The sequence below is a fragment of the Bradyrhizobium sp. genome (assembly GCF_050014615.1).
In the GTDB taxonomy this organism is placed as follows: domain Bacteria; phylum Pseudomonadota; class Alphaproteobacteria; order Rhizobiales; family Xanthobacteraceae; genus Bradyrhizobium.
Genome location: NZ_JBEKCZ010000011.1, coordinates 15,967 through 30,029, shown reverse-complemented (window position 1 = coordinate 30,029; position 14,063 = coordinate 15,967). Strand labels below are relative to the sequence as shown.

Here is a 14,063-nt window from a genome sequence, read left to right as displayed (position 1 = left end):
TCCAAAACTAAAATTTTACCGGCGGTGGCGCCAGTACACCGGCGGCCTCACCCGCCGCGGCCACCCGCAACGCCAGATCCTCGCGCCATGGCGCCGCAATGATCTGCAGGCCCAGCGGCAATGGGCCCGCCCCCGCGATCGGCGCAGCCAGAACCGGCAGCCCGGCAAAGGACAATGGCTGGGTGAAAACACCGAGATGGCCCGCGGCCGGAAGTTGCCGCCCGTCCACCTCCATCATGCGTTGGCCGATCGGAAACGCTGGATAGGGCGTGGCTGGTGCCAGGATCACGTCGACGTCGCGGAACAGCGCTTCAAGCTCCCGGCAATACCAGCGGCGAAAGCGCTGTGCCCGCACATACCAGACCGCCGGCACCACCGTTCCCGACAGGAACAGCGGCCTTGTCATCGGATCGAAGCTGGCGGCCTGGGCCTTGAGATCGGCCAGATGCAATTCGCCGCCCTCGCTCGCCGTGATGATCATGGCCGCAGCGCGCGCCAGCGCGGGCTCAGGCAAATTGACATGCCGCACCACGCCGAGCGCGGAAGCGGCCTTTTCCGCTGCGGCGAAGACTTCCGGATGACCGGCGTTGGTGAAGTATCCAGCCGCGAGCGCCACCCTCAAGCCATCCATGCCCTGATGGAGTACCGAGGCGACCGGTTCGACCGGCCGGCCGGCGCAGACGGGATCGGTTGGATCGGGGCCTTGCAGCGCGTCGTAAACGGCAGCGATGTCGCCGACCGAGCGTGCGAACGGACCGACATGATCGAAGCTCGACGCGAATAGCCGTGTGCCGGCCCGGCTCAACCGGCCATAGGTCGGTTTGAGGCCGAACACGCCGCACAATGCCGCCGGGACGCGGATAGAGCCATTGGTATCGGAGCCCAGACTCATCGGCACCAGATCCGCGGCAACGGCCGCCGCCGAACCGCCTGAAGAGCCGCCGGCGATACGCGACACATCGTGCGGATTGCGGGTCGGCCCGTAATGGCTGTTCTGGGTCGAGAAGCCGAAGGCGTATTCATCCATATTGAGCGCGCCGACCAAAACTGCGCCGGCGCTTTCCAGCCGCGCCACCAGCGTCGCGTCGCGCGCCGCCGGCGGGAGAGCCGCGTCGATGCGCGAACCGGCAATGGTCGTGATGCCTTCGATGTCGAACAGATTCTTGACCGCGAAAGACACGCCGGCAAGTGGACCGGGATCGCGGCCAGACTGGACCAAGTCATCGACGCGTGCGGCCGCGGCAAGGGCGCGATCCGCGACCACGGCGGTAAAGGCGTTGATCGAGCTGTCGTGCACACGAATTCGATCCAGACTGGCACGCGTGGCGTCCACCGCCGTGATTCGGCCGGCGCGAACAGCTGCGGCAATGTCGATAACGCCAGCCATGAGCCTCGTTACCTTCCGCCGGCGATAAACACCGGCGACGGTTCGATATCCGCCGGCAACGGAAACTCCATCAGCGGCGCCGCGACGCGCGCCAGATTGGCAAATATCGCGACGACGGCGGGCATGTCCTGCGGCGCGATCGAAAGTCCGATCGCGGCCGCGGCTTCATCGACATAGCGTTGCAGATCGATGGGAGGTGTCGGTGGATTGGTCATGTTGGGCTCCATTGTCCGGCGGGTCGATTATTTCGCTTTGCCGACCACGCCTTCGACGTACCAGTCGAAATTCCCCATCTTGTCGCCGCCCCAGGACTCGCCCTCCTTGATCCGCACCACGTCGTTGTTGTCGGTGATTGGACCAGTGAAGGGATTGAAGCCAGCGCCGATCTTGTCGGCCGAAGCGGTGACGAGCGCGCGCACATCGTCCGGAACAGCGGGCCCGAACGGCGCAACCGCCATCATCCCCTGCCCGAGGCCCAACCGCACCATCGCCGGCTTGAATGAGCCCGCGATCACGCTTTTGGCCGTCGCCGTCATGAACTGCCCCCAGGTGAAGCCTAAGCCCGTCAGCCAACCCTTCGGCGCCAGCGTTCGCGCCTCGGTCGATTGAAATCCGATCGAATAGACGCCGCGGCTTTCGGCAATCTGGATAATGGTCGCCGGCGAATCCACATGCATGGTCACGACGTCGGCGCCCTGGTCGATCAGCGCGTTGGCGGCGACGGCTTCCTTGGCCTTGTCGGACCAGCCGCCGGTGACGACGACGCGCGTCACCGCGCTCGGATTGACCGACCGTGCTCCCATTTCGAAGGCGTTGATGTTGCCGATCGCGTAGCCGATGGGAACGCCGACCACAAAGCCGAGCGTGTTCGATTTGGTCATCTTTCCGGCCGCGACACCCATCGGATACCAGGCCGACTGCGTGGCGCCGAAAAAGTTGCCGAAATTCGCCGCCTGCATCCAGCCGCCGGCATGTTCGAACACGACATCCGGATGAGTCTTGGCAAGATTGAAGGCGAATTGCTGATGACCAAAGCTGGTCGCAAAGATCAGCTTGGCACCCTGCTGGATCATCCCCTCCATGATCCGCTCTGATTCAGCGGTCTCGGGAACATTCTCGGCCTCGATCAGCTTGAGCCCCGGAAGGTTTTTCTTCATCTCCTCAAGGCCGTCCTTCATGGCCCTGTTGTAACCGTAGTCATTGACGCTGCCGACATAGATCGCGCCAACCGTAAGCGGCTTGTCGTCGGCCCGGGCCTGACCTATGGCGAACAAGCCTGCGAGAGCCGCGCAGGCGGTCAGCAAAGCCATCAATCGCTTCATCGTACTCTCCATTCTGTCTGCGGCGCCGTTTCGCCGTCGTAGATGCGTTGAACCGCGAGCTATTCCACACCGAAAAAAGTTCGTCCCAGCGCCGCCGGTGCGACCGACTGGCGATTCCATCCCCACACCACGAGGACCAGTAGCGTGAGCAGGTACGGCACCATGTTCATCAGGAACGGCGACACATCGGCGCCAGCGGCCTGAAGCTGCAATTGCAAGGCCTCGGCGCCCCCGAACAACAGCGCGCCCGCGATCGCCAGAAGCGGATTCCATCTGGCGAAAATAACCAGTGCGATGGCGATGAAGCCGCGGCCGCCGGTCATGCCTTCGGCCCAGGTGCGCGTCAGTGCGATCGAAATATGCGCGCCGGCGATGCCGCCCATAAAGCCCGCCAGCGCCAACGCCTGGTACTGCAGGGAGGCCGGCCGGTAGCCGGCGGCATAAGCGGACGCCGGGTTCTCTCCGACCGCGCGCAGCACCAGACCCCAGCGGGTGCGGAACAATAGCCACCAGATCAGACCCGCGGTCGGCGTCGCGAGATAGACCAGGATGTCGTAACTCAATAGCCGCGCCCCGGCTCCGTTGGCGGCCAGACCAGGCAAAGGCAGCCGCGGCAATCCACCGATCAGCGCGCCAATGAATGGACGGCCGATCAGCGCACTCAGGCCCAGCCCGAAAAACATCAGGCAAAGGCCCGCGGCCAGCTGATTGGCCCGGCGTTCGACAACCAGATAGGCAAATATGAGATTGACCGCGGCCCCGGCGACCGCGGCGGCGATCAATCCGATATACGGATCGCCCGTCAGCGCGCTCACCGCAAAGCCGGTGGCGGCGCCGATCAACAGGATGCCTTCGAGCCCGAGATTGACAATGCCGGCGCGCTCGCCGACCAACTCGCCGAGCGTGGCATAGAGCAAAGATGTAGCCGACAGGATCGAACTGGCCACAACGCCGACAATGAGAGCGGTGTTCATCGAGCTAAGCTCCCCGCCGGCCGCCGGCCGAGAACGATGAACAGAATTGCTGCCATCAACACGTTGATGACCGCGAACGGCAGCCCCTGCGTGATCTGCAGGATGTCGCCGACCGAGCTGATGAAGGCGAACAGAAACGCCATCAGCACAATGCCGCTGGCGCTGGTGCCGGCGAGCCATGCGACAAGGAAGCCGACAAAGCCGTAGCCGGGCGATAGTTCCGACACCAACCGGCCCTGGACCGCGCTCACCTCGACCATCCCGGCCAGGCCGGCAACGCCTCCGGCGGCGAACATCACCACCAGGATGTAACGGAATACTGGCTGGCCAAGCTGGCGTGCGGCTTCCGGATTGCCGCCGATCGCCCGCATCTCCAGGCCCCAGCGGGTACGCGTCATCAGCAACCAGTAAAGAACCAGGCAAACCAGCCCATAGATCAATCCGGCGTTGATGCGGGTATGCAGAAAATTCGGCAGCCGTGCCGCATCGGCGAAGGCTGGCGACTGCGGATAGGAAGAACTTTGCGGGTCGCGCCATGGCCCGAAGATGAAGAAGCTGACGATCATCGGGGCGATGTAGTTGAGCAGCAGGGTCGAGATGGTCTCATTGACGAGACGCAACGCCCGCAGGACGCCCGCGATCAGGGCCCACAGCCCGCCGCCGACAAAGCCGAGCACGGTCAAAACCGGCAGCAGGATAAAGGCGGGCTGATCAGAGAGCGCGAGCGCACCGGCCGTGGCGAGCCAGGCTCCCATATAGAGTTGGCCCTCACCACCTACATTGATCAGGCCCATGCGGCTCGGCAATGCCGCCGCGACCGCGGTCAGCAGCAACGGGATCATGCGCACCAGCAGCTCGGAAAATCCGTAGCCGTTGCCGAACACGTAGAGGATCGTATCAAGGTAGGCCTTGAGCGGATCCATACCGGCCGCCATCAGCAGCGCGGCAAAGGCGCCGAACGCGATCAGCGCGATCAGCGCAAAGCGCAGGGCGGCCCCGAGCGCCGATTCCAGGCAGAGCGCGGCGCTACGCGGCATCGGATGTCCTCCCCGCCCCCACCATCGGTGGGCCCACCATCTCGGGGCGGAAATCCACCGGGCCGAACTCCCCGGCAATGGCGCCGCGATAGAGCACCAGCAGCCGGTCGCTCATGGCGAAGAGTTCATCAAGATCTTCCGACATCAGCAATACCGCGGCGCCGTCGTTGCGGGCCCCGGCAAGCAGCGCACGCACGGTCATGGTGCTGCGGGCGTCCAGCCCGCGTGTCGGGTAGAGTGCGATGATCAGTTTCGGGTTGTGCGCCAATTCCCGCGCCAGCACCACGCGCTGCAGATTTCCTCCGGACAGCGTTGCGGCGCGAGCCTCAAAATTGGGGCGGGGAAAGCCGAGCCTGGCAAAGCTGCGCGCCATGTCGCTGTCGAGCTTGCTCCAATCTACCGTGAAACCGGCGCGATAGCGCCCGCCCGTGCCGAGCGCGAGATTTTCCCTCACCGTCAATGCCGGCACGCAGGCCAGCGCTAGCGGATCGTCCGGAATGGCAGCAACGCCTCGCTCGCGAACCGTCGCGGTGGACCAGCGAGAGGCGTCCTCGCCCCACAGCCGCTTGGTTCCGGTTCGCGGCTGACGCAGGCCCAGAATGAGTTCCCCGAGTTCGCGTTGGCCATTGCCGGAGACGCCGGCAATGCCGACGATTTCACCGGGACGGATATTGATCGACAGATCGCGTAGCGCCACCTCGCCGGCGCCGGCCAACGTCGAAACCCCCGCGAGCGTCAGCGCATCGGCGCCGCCCCGTTGAACAGGAACGCCGGTCGGCCGCGACGGCGCAGTCAGCGCGCCCTCGAACATCAGCTCGAGCAGGCTTTGCTGCGAAACCCGGGCGCGATCGACGATGTCGACGATGCGGCCTTGCCGCATCACCGCGACGCGATCGGCGCAGTCGAGCACCTCGCGCAGCTTGTGCGTGATCAAAACAATGCCAAACCCCTCCGCGCGGAGTTCGGCGATGGTTCGGAACAGGCCGTCGCATTCCTGCGGCGCCAACACCTTGGTCGGCTCGTCCAGGATCAGGACGCGTGCTCCAGCAAGGACCTGCTTGAGGATCTCCACCTTTTGCTGCTCGCCAACCGCGAGCTGACGCACCGGCTGCCACGGATCGGCGGCAATTTGAAACCGCTCGGAATACGCGCGGATACGGTCCAGCAGATCGCCGCGGCGCATCACGGCGGGCAGGTCGCTCTGGAACAGCGCAATGTTCTCAAACACGCTCAGCGCCGGAATCAGCGTGAAGTTCTGGAACACCATGCCGATACCGAGAGCCCGGGCATCGCGCGGCGAGGAAATCTCCTGGCGCGAGCCCTGGACGCGGATTTCGCCGGCGTCGGCGGCATAGTAGCCATAGAGTATCTTTGCCAGGGTGCTCTTGCCGGCGCCATTCTCGCCCAACAGCGCGATCACTTCTCCCGGCCGGACGTCGAAAAAGCCGATATCGTTGGCCAACAGGCTGCCGAACCGTTTGACGATCCCGTAGGCCTCGAGCAGCGCCGGCCCGCCGGCATGGGTCATGCTGGCGCCGAACGGGCTCGCTGCTTTTGACTGGTCGGCTGGCATGTATTTTGCTCAGTGATACCGGCGAACGTCGTTATGCTCGCAGGGAATGGTGCGGGGACGCGCGCCATCCGGAACTTTCGGCAATGGTGCCGTAACAGAAGACCTTGGGGAAATGACAAAGCGATATGCACGTCATATCAGAACGGAATTTGAGCTCGGTTGACCTGAATTTGCTGGTGGCTTTCGACTCGCTGATGGCGGAGCGAAACGTCACGCGGGCGGCCGAGCGCAACGGCCTGACCCAGCCGGCGGTCAGCAAGGCGCTCAATCGCTTGCGCTACCTGTTCGATGACCCGCTATTCGTGCGCCGCGACCGCGCCATGGAACCTACCGCCCGCGCGCTCGAACTGGCCGGGCCGATTCACGGCGCGCTGGCCGCCATATCGCGAACCCTGACGCTGCCGACGGCCTTCGATCCGGCCACGGTCAGCGCGATCATCAAGATCGCCACCATCGATCTCTATCACATGAACCTGTTGCCGGCCCTGGTGCGGCACCTGCGCCGATATGCTCCCGGCGTCGACATCCAGGTGAGAGCCAGTGACTGCGCGTCGCTGCGCGAACGACTTGCCGACGGCGAGATCGATCTCGCCTTTGCGCCGCTCGGAAACAGAACCGGCGACCTGACCGCCGAACCCCTGTGGAGCGACCAGCTGGTCACGCTGGTGGGACCCAACAACCCGTTACCGGATGGCATGAGCATCGAGGCCTATGCCGCGGCCGAGCACGTGGTTGACGCTGGACACGTGCAGGTATCTGCCGACGGGATTGGTACCAGTTTGGTCGATGCGATTCTGACGGCGCGAGGATTGCGGCGGCGGATCGTGCTGGTACTGCCCAGTTCCGCGGGTATTCCGTTTGTGGTCGCGGAAACCGACCTGATCGCCACCTTGCCCAGTCGAATCGCAAAGGGTCTGTGCCCGGTGCCGAATATCAGGATCTTGAATCCGCCGTTTCCGGGTGTCGAAGTAAGTCCGCAAATGTTCTGGCATCGCCGCACCGATGCCGACCCGCTGCAGATATGGTTGCGCGCCGCCATCCGTCACATTGCCGCGGGCAATGTGATTGGCTGAAGCCGAACTCCGGCTACAGCCCACCTTCTATCTCAGCCCGAACCACAGCGTCGCGATGCCGAGAAACGAGAAAAAGCCGACCACATCGGTGACCGTCGTGACAAACGTGCCCGACGCCACCGCGGGATCGGCGCGCGCCCGCTCCAGCACCATCGGAATCAGAATCCCGCCGAGCGCGCCGGCTATCAGGTTGCACAACATCGCAAGGCCGATCACGACGCCGAGCGCGGGAATCCGGAACCAGGCCACCGCGGCGATACCGGTGATGACGGCAAAGGCTATTCCGTTGACAAGTCCGACCAGACCCTCGCGCATGACCACCCGAAACGCGTTGTTCGAACCAAGCTCGCGGGTCGCCAGCGCGCGTACCGCAACCGTCATGGTCTGGGTCGCGGCATTGCCACCCTGGCTCGCGACGATCGGTGCCAGCACCGCCAGCGCCACCATCTGTTCCAGTTGACCCTCGAACAGGCCCAGCACCGAGGACGCCAGAAAGGCGGTGGCCAGATTGACCAGCAACCAGTTGAAGCGGCCTCTGGCGATGGTCCAGACATTGTCGGACAATTCTTCATCGCTGGTGACGCCGCCGAGAGCTCTCAAATCCTCGTCGGCCTCCTCCTCGATCACGTCGACCACGTCGTCGATGGTGATGACGCCGACCAGCCGGTTTGCGGTATCGACCACGGGCGCGGCGACCAGATTGTATTTGCCGAACAACCGCGCCACCTCTTCCTGATCGTCCATGACGGAGACCCGGCGGCGGTCTTCGTCGATCAGATCGGCCAGCGGCACCTGCCTGCCCGCGCGCAGCAACGCATCCAGCGACACCGCGCCCTGCCAGTGTTGCGCGCCATCTACGGGATAGATTTCGTAAAAGCGGTTCGGCAGATCGGGCGTATCGCGCAGATAATCGATCGCCTGTCCCGCACTCCAGTCCGGCGGCACCGCGACGAACTCGGTCTGCATCCGCCGCCCGGCGGAATTCTCCGGATATTCCAGGCTGCGCTCCAGCGCATCGCGCTCGGATGGCGGCAGCTTTTCGAGGATTTCGTCCTGATCCTTCTCGTCCAGTCCCTCGAGCAATTCGACGGCGTCATCGGATTCCAGTTCGCGAACACCCTCGGCGACCGTCTCGGGTTCAAGTTCCTCGAGGATTTCCTCGCGGACGGTGTCGTCGACCTCGTTCAGCGCGGAAAAGTCGAAATCCGTGCCGGTAAGTTCCACCAGCCTGACACGATCGTCGGCGTCGAGCGCCGCGATCAGATCGCCGAGATCAGCCTCATGGAGTTCCGCGACAATCGCACGCAGCAGCGGCGTGTTGTCAGCATGGATCGCGTGTGCGATGTCCGCGACGAATTCGTGGCGAATTTCGCCATTTTCATCGCGCATCGGCAGAGGGTCGATAACCCTAGGGCCGGCGGGGTGGGCAACGTCGATATCTCCGGCCATGCCGCGCCTCACCGATCTGACAGGGTTATTGAAGCCGTCTGAATTGTCGCGTCAGGCATTACCCAATAGGCAGCCCTTGGCGCAACGACAAAACTTGGCGCATTGGGCAAGGATGCGGAGCCATCACGGACTGGGAATGCTCATGAAGGTGCTGGGGACCTGCCTTGTCGTGACGATGGCCCTTGTCATCGCGATGGAATGGATCGCGACGGCGCAGGCGGCGGACTGTCCGCGCCAGGATACTCTGGGCACCACGCTCGGCACCTCGCGCATTCTCAAGGTCGATGCCGCCACCACGCCACGGGTCGGGCTGAAAAGCTTTCCGCAGACGCTACCGCTGCAAGACCACGAGGTCGTGCTGACCTTCGATGACGGCCCCTGGCCGCCCACCACCACGCGGGTGCTGGCGGCGCTGGCCCATGACTGTGTCAGGGCGACGTTCTTCCTGATCGGGAAGCCCGCTTCGGAGCATCCGGAGCTGGTACGAAGGATCGCGGCCGAGGGCCACACCATCGGACACCACACCTGGTTGCACCGTAACCTCAGCAAAATCAAACCGGGCGAGACAACAGAGGAAATCGATCACGGGATTTCGGCAGTCGAAATGGCGCTGCACGGGCTCGCGACCACCACGCCGAGTACGCCATTTTTTCGCTTTCCCGGCTTTGCGTCGACGCCGGCGACACTCGATCTGCTGCAATCGCGCGGCATCGTGGTGTTCGGCGCCGATTTCTGGGCCAGCGACTGGAATCGCATGACGCCGAGGCAGGAACTAAAGCTGATCACCGACCGGCTCAAGGTCGCCCGTAAAGGTATCATCCTCTTCCATGACTCCAAGGCCCAGACCGCAGCCATGTTGCCGGCGTTTTTGCGCTACCTCAAAGACAACCATTATCACGTTGTACATGTGATAGCGGCGCCGCCCGCCGTTGAACCCAAAAGCGCCCACTGACGGCTAAATCATATGTGATAACCCCCACAATTAAGGCTGTGTTCATGTCGCGGTATGTAATTATCAGCCCATGGGAATGCATGGCGGTACTGGTTTCATGATTGGCAGGGTATTGGCTGGCTTTCGAATACCGCAATCGGCGGTCGTATCTTCGTCCCCCTCCTTGTTTTCCTTTCTGGCCTCCTTGGGACTGCTGGCCTGCATCACCGCCCCGGCGGCACTGGCGGCGGACTGCCCAGGCCATCCCGATGCGATCGGCACCTCGCGCACCCTGGTGGTCGATCCCCGGGAGCATCGCCTGCTCGGCACCATGCAGTACCGGGAGACGCTGCCGCTTAGGGATCATGAGGTGGTGCTGACGTTCGACGACGGGCCGCTGCCGCGCAACAGCAACCAGATTCTGGAAATTCTGGCCTCGCAATGCGTCAAGGCGACGTTCTTCGAGATCGGCCGGATGGCCCAATCCTTTCCGGACGGTGTCCGCAAGCTCCGCGACGCCGGCCACAGCATCGGTACCCACACTCAGACTCATCCGCTCACCATGAATCGCATGCCGATCGAGCACGCCCAGAAGGAAATCGACGACGGGATTGCATCGGTGAAGGCCGCCCTTGGCGATGACGCCGCCCTTGCCCCGTTCCTGCGTATCCCCGGCCTGCTGCGCGCCGACGCCGTCGAGGACTACGCGGCCTCGCAGGGGCTCCAGATCTGGAGTGCGGATTTTCCGGCCGACGACTGGCGGCATATTTCCCCGGCGCGCGAATACGATCTTGCCATCAACCGGATCGAGGCCAAGGGAAAGGGCATCCTGCTGCTTCACGATATCCAGGCGCGAACCGTTGCTGCCCTGCCGAGGATCCTCAACGAGCTGAAGGCGCGCGGCTACCACATCGTCCATGTCGTGCCGGCGACCCCGGAGCAGCCGGCGACGCCGACCGAGCCGCAGCAATGGCTGTTGCATCCGCCGTTAGAGAATGTGGCGATTTCGCACTGGCCAAAAATCCCGAATTTCGTGTTCGCCGGCGCCAATATGCTCCCCGCGCCCGCGCTGGCGGATGTCGACTGGCTCGACGCAGGGCCGATCGCCTTTGCCGAGCCATTCGATCACGCCAACCGGCGGGCGGGCGGCGTTGCGCAGCCGCGGCAAGAGCCCTGGCCCCGGCTATCGGAGTTGCCGCTGCAAAATGCCGCAATCACCCTGCCGGCGCCGCAGCAGAGCCTGTTCGAAATGCCGGATGGACTGCGCGCCACCCTGGAGAGTGCCGCGGCGGCCTCGCGCCGTGCAGAACTGGCCGCATCCAGCGCGCATGAAACGGGCACAAAGCTGGTTTCGGCCGATACCGGCGATTTCAGGCGCCTCGGCCGCGGACGGTTACATGCCGGACACGGGCTGGGACATAATTTGGGACGCGACCGGCGCCACGGCGCGACCAGAGTTGCCGGGCGTGGAACCCGCACCGCGGCACCGGCCCACCGGGGCCCGCTGAAGCATCTGGTTCAGGTCAAGAAAAGAAACGTGTGACCGTTCAATTGGTCACGATCTTTGTCACGCACAGCAGAACGATGATGCCGAGAAACAGCAGGTCGATATAGGCCTTCATTTCGCCGGCCGTACGCAGCCCGCCAACCTCGGTGACGATTTGCCTGCGCTGCGACGATGCGGCAGGCCCCTCCCCGGCCAGGGTCGCGAGACGGCGCGCCTCGACCTCGAGCCGCTCGATTCGCTGGAAGAAGAAAAACGAACGCAGCGCCGACGCCGCGCGCATCGAGGCGTAGACCAGCACAAGGATCGCGACGACCGCGCGTTGCTGATATTTCTCCATGAAATTCAGGCTGAAATAGACCAGCGAGAGAAACACGAAGTTGGAGACGAAACGGTAGGCGTAGCTCATCAGTCTCATGTGTATCCCCATATCAACGGTAAGCGTGAGAGTTCCGATCGAATGCTGCCCGAAGGATTCCGGCGGTCAGACCGGAATCGCCGGCCTCAGTCCCAGTTCTGTCGATACACCCGCGCTGTTACAGCGGGGCAACGGAAGCCCGCGTCGCATCGAACGCCGATTGCGGCCAACGGGAACTGCGCAACGCCAACAACGGCGTTGTTATTGCACGCACGCCCCTCCCGGTTTTGGGCCGGCACGGCATTGCAGAATTTCTGGTGCGCTCGGAGGGACTCGAACCCCCACGATTTTACTCACTGCCACCTCAAGGCAGCGCGTCTACCAATTCCGCCACGAGCGCTTAAAGGAGATCGGCACGGGATTGGCGCCGGACCGGATCATCGGCGCCGATGTAACAAATCAGGGATGGGGGGACAAGGCCTGCCGGCGCAGTGTTTCGAAGACAAGCGAGGGTCGGATCAAGGGCGCTGGTTCAGCGGGTGCCCGGCGATTTCGGCAGCATTTGCTTGACTTCGACCGCGATCCGGTTGCGATCGACAAGCACCACGCCGCTGGCGATCGGCAGATTGTTGGCGAGGATCTTGACCTCGTCCGCCTCGGTGGCATCCAGTTCGATGATGGCGCCCCGGCTCAGGCGCATTACCTGATGAATCGGCATCGTCGTGGTCCCGAGGACCACCATGAGGTTGACGCTGACTTTATCGAGGGTTGGCACTGCGGACCCGGACTGACTGACAAATGCAAAATTGCGTGGTTAGAGATCACCACGTTATGGTTAGCCAATGGTTAATGACCGCCAAAGCCTTGATTTGACGACCTTCGCGGCCCCCGCCGGCGGCGCCGCGGTGGAATGGCTGATCTCCGACGCCCCGGTGCCCTATCCCGAGGCCGTCGCGGCGATGGAGGCGCGGGTCGCCGATATCGCGGCAGGCCGGGCGCCCGAACTGGTCTGGCTGCTGGAGCACCCTGCGCTGTACACCTCCGGCACCAGCGGCAAGGCCGCAGACCTGCTCGATCCCCGTTTCCCGATATTCGCCACCGGGCGCGGCGGACAGCTCACCTATCATGGGCCGGGCCAGCGCGTGGCCTATGTGATGCTCGACCTCAAACGAAGACGGCCGGATGTACGGGCCTATGTCGCCGGCCTCGAACAATGGATCATCCAGACCCTGGCGGCGTTCAACGTGCGGGGCGAGCGCCGCGAGGATCGTGTCGGGGTCTGGGTAGCGAGGCCCGAAAAGGGGGCCGGCTTTGAGGACAAGGTGGCGGCGATCGGCGTGCGGCTGCGGCGCTGGGTCTCCTTCCACGGCATCGCCATCAATGTGGAGCCCGACCTCACCCATTTCGACGCGATCGTGCCCTGCGGCGTGGCGGACCCCCGCTACGGCGTCACCAGCCTTGTCGATCTCGGCCATCCGGTCACGACTGTCGACGTCGACACAGCGCTCCGGCAGACCTTCGCGGACGTATTTGGCGCGGTGCAGCAGCCCCTGCCGGAAACGACGTTGTGAGTTATGCCGCCGCCCCGTGCGGGGCGACCTCAATTCGCCAACGCGTTTGAACCTCGACGCGGCATAGGCCGACCTACCGACATTGGCGCAAATGGCCGCGCACAACGGGCGCGAAGTGCCGGGATCGTGTACATGACGAGTCCGGACGTGTGATCGGCTTCACAGACCCAACCAGGAATGGCCGCTAACCTTGAGCGGTTACAGGCAACGGAGGGGATACAGTGATGGCGTATGAAGCATCGGAAACCCTCGTTGAGGGGGCCGTGGTGCGATCAACCTTCCGGGATCGCGCGCTGCTGACAGGCTATATTCTCGCCATGACCGTCGCGATGAGCGGATGGCTTTGGTTTTTAGGTTCGCTCTCCTGGCGCCTTATCGGCTGGGCCCTGCGCTGACGTTTCCACCCTCCCTGTCGATACCGGCTCACCTGACGAAAACGCGTCAAAACAGCAGCCCGGGAACGCGATGGGTTTCGACAAAAAGCCCCGCATCACGGCGGGGCTTTTCGTTGTCGCTTGTCCGTCGCTTACCGGCTGATGCCGGAGCCCGGTCCGGTCGGCGTCAGGGTCGATCCACTGGGCGAGCCGTTGGGTGCGAGCGTATTCCCGGATGGATTCGTGGTGGTGTTGGGCATGCTGCTGGTGCCACGGGCCTGGCCAACCGTCGAACCCGGTGGATTCGCCATCTCATTTCCGTTCACGGATGAGCCGGTCGTGGTGCCGGTCGCGGAACCGCCGGTGTTGGAACCCGCACCGGAGGTGCCGCCGCCGCTGCTCTGTGCCAGCGCGAAGGTGCTTGAGAGCGCGAGCGCTCCCGCCAACGCCATTGTCATGAGTTTCATGGTTGCTTCCCTTGTTGGTGACCAAGGGAAAACCGGCGCAGGC

General features: G+C 63.8%; 15 protein-coding genes and 1 tRNA gene. 5 read left to right on the top strand and 11 right to left on the bottom strand.

Going from position 1 to position 14,063, the window contains the following annotated elements; translation table 11 throughout:
• Nucleotides 1-7: 7 nt before the first annotated feature.
• Genes ABR948_RS03365 through ABR948_RS03340 form a run of 6 tightly spaced genes read right to left on the bottom strand, consistent with a single transcriptional unit; the run spans nt 8 to nt 6,293 of the window.
• Complete coding sequence (locus ABR948_RS03365) at nt 8-1,387, bottom strand: AtzE family amidohydrolase (protein ID WP_428114022.1); 1,380 nt, start codon at nt 1,385-1,387, stop codon at nt 8-10.
• An 8-nt stretch (nt 1,388-1,395) separates the two neighbouring features.
• Nucleotides 1,396-1,602 (bottom strand): DUF4089 domain-containing protein, encoded by a 207-nt coding sequence (locus tag ABR948_RS03360; protein ID WP_428114021.1) that lies wholly within the window; start codon nt 1,600-1,602, stop codon nt 1,396-1,398.
• A gap of 27 nt (nt 1,603-1,629) precedes the next feature.
• On the bottom strand, nt 1,630-2,709 hold the full coding sequence (locus ABR948_RS03355) for a BMP family ABC transporter substrate-binding protein (RefSeq protein ID WP_428114020.1): 1,080 nt from the start codon (nt 2,707-2,709) through the stop codon (nt 1,630-1,632).
• Nucleotides 2,710-2,768: 59 nt separating this feature from the next.
• Complete coding sequence (locus ABR948_RS03350) at nt 2,769-3,683, bottom strand: ABC transporter permease (protein ID WP_428114019.1); 915 nt, start codon at nt 3,681-3,683, stop codon at nt 2,769-2,771.
• The gene (locus ABR948_RS03345; RefSeq protein WP_428114018.1) at nt 3,680-4,720 is read right to left on the bottom strand and encodes an ABC transporter permease; all 1,041 of its coding nucleotides are present in this window, start codon (nt 4,718-4,720) and stop codon (nt 3,680-3,682) included. Before ABR948_RS03345 ends, ABR948_RS03350 begins: the two co-directional genes overlap by 4 nt.
• The gene (locus tag ABR948_RS03340; protein ID WP_428114017.1) at nt 4,710-6,293 is read right to left on the bottom strand and encodes an ABC transporter ATP-binding protein; all 1,584 of its coding nucleotides are present in this window, start codon (nt 6,291-6,293) and stop codon (nt 4,710-4,712) included. Before ABR948_RS03340 ends, ABR948_RS03345 begins: the two co-directional genes overlap by 11 nt.
• 149 nt (nt 6,294-6,442) lie before the next feature.
• Here ABR948_RS03340 and ABR948_RS03335 point away from each other — a divergent pair, with 149 nt between their 5' ends.
• Nucleotides 6,443-7,366: a LysR substrate-binding domain-containing protein gene (locus ABR948_RS03335; RefSeq protein ID WP_428114016.1), complete on the top strand. Its 924-nt coding sequence runs from the start codon at nt 6,443-6,445 to the stop codon at nt 7,364-7,366.
• A 27-nt stretch (nt 7,367-7,393) separates the two neighbouring features.
• On the opposite strand, the gene mgtE is transcribed toward ABR948_RS03335, so the two are convergent.
• Nucleotides 7,394-8,815, bottom strand: a complete 1,422-nt coding sequence (gene mgtE / locus ABR948_RS03330; protein ID WP_428114015.1) for a magnesium transporter — start codon at nt 8,813-8,815, stop codon at nt 7,394-7,396.
• Nucleotides 8,816-8,990: 175 nt separating this feature from the next.
• On the opposite strand from mgtE, the gene ABR948_RS03325 reads away from it, so the two are divergent.
• Both ABR948_RS03325 and ABR948_RS03320 read left to right on the top strand, forming a co-directional pair.
• Nucleotides 8,991-9,767 (top strand): polysaccharide deacetylase family protein, encoded by a 777-nt coding sequence (locus tag ABR948_RS03325; protein ID WP_428114042.1) that lies wholly within the window; start codon nt 8,991-8,993, stop codon nt 9,765-9,767.
• Between the two features lie 163 nt (nt 9,768-9,930).
• Nucleotides 9,931-11,289, top strand: a complete 1,359-nt coding sequence (locus tag ABR948_RS03320) for a polysaccharide deacetylase family protein (RefSeq protein WP_428114014.1) — start codon at nt 9,931-9,933, stop codon at nt 11,287-11,289.
• 4 nt (nt 11,290-11,293) lie between these two features.
• On the opposite strand, the gene ABR948_RS03315 is transcribed toward ABR948_RS03320, so the two are convergent.
• The 3 genes from ABR948_RS03315 to ABR948_RS03305 form a co-directional block, all read right to left on the bottom strand.
• The gene (locus ABR948_RS03315; RefSeq protein ID WP_428114013.1) at nt 11,294-11,668 is read right to left on the bottom strand and encodes a hypothetical protein; all 375 of its coding nucleotides are present in this window, start codon (nt 11,666-11,668) and stop codon (nt 11,294-11,296) included.
• 255 nt (nt 11,669-11,923) lie between these two features.
• Nucleotides 11,924-12,008 (bottom strand) — tRNA-Leu (locus tag ABR948_RS03310).
• 132 nt (nt 12,009-12,140) lie between these two features.
• Entirely contained in the window at nt 12,141-12,383 is a 243-nt protein-coding gene (locus ABR948_RS03305; protein WP_428114012.1) for a FliM/FliN family flagellar motor switch protein, read from the bottom strand.
• A gap of 67 nt (nt 12,384-12,450) precedes the next feature.
• On the opposite strand from ABR948_RS03305, the gene lipB reads away from it, so the two are divergent.
• Both lipB and ABR948_RS03295 read left to right on the top strand, forming a co-directional pair.
• Nucleotides 12,451-13,179 (top strand): lipoyl(octanoyl) transferase LipB, encoded by a 729-nt coding sequence (gene lipB / locus ABR948_RS03300; protein ID WP_428114011.1) that lies wholly within the window; start codon nt 12,451-12,453, stop codon nt 13,177-13,179.
• Between the two features lie 224 nt (nt 13,180-13,403).
• The gene (locus tag ABR948_RS03295; RefSeq protein ID WP_428114010.1) at nt 13,404-13,574 is read left to right on the top strand and encodes a hypothetical protein; all 171 of its coding nucleotides are present in this window, start codon (nt 13,404-13,406) and stop codon (nt 13,572-13,574) included.
• Nucleotides 13,575-13,705: 131 nt separating this feature from the next.
• Here the strand turns inward: ABR948_RS03295 and ABR948_RS03290 are convergent, their stop codons facing one another.
• Nucleotides 13,706-14,020, bottom strand: coding sequence for a hypothetical protein (locus ABR948_RS03290; RefSeq protein ID WP_428114009.1), 315 nt, complete (start codon nt 14,018-14,020; stop codon nt 13,706-13,708).
• Between the last annotated feature and the right edge of the window lie 43 nt (nt 14,021-14,063).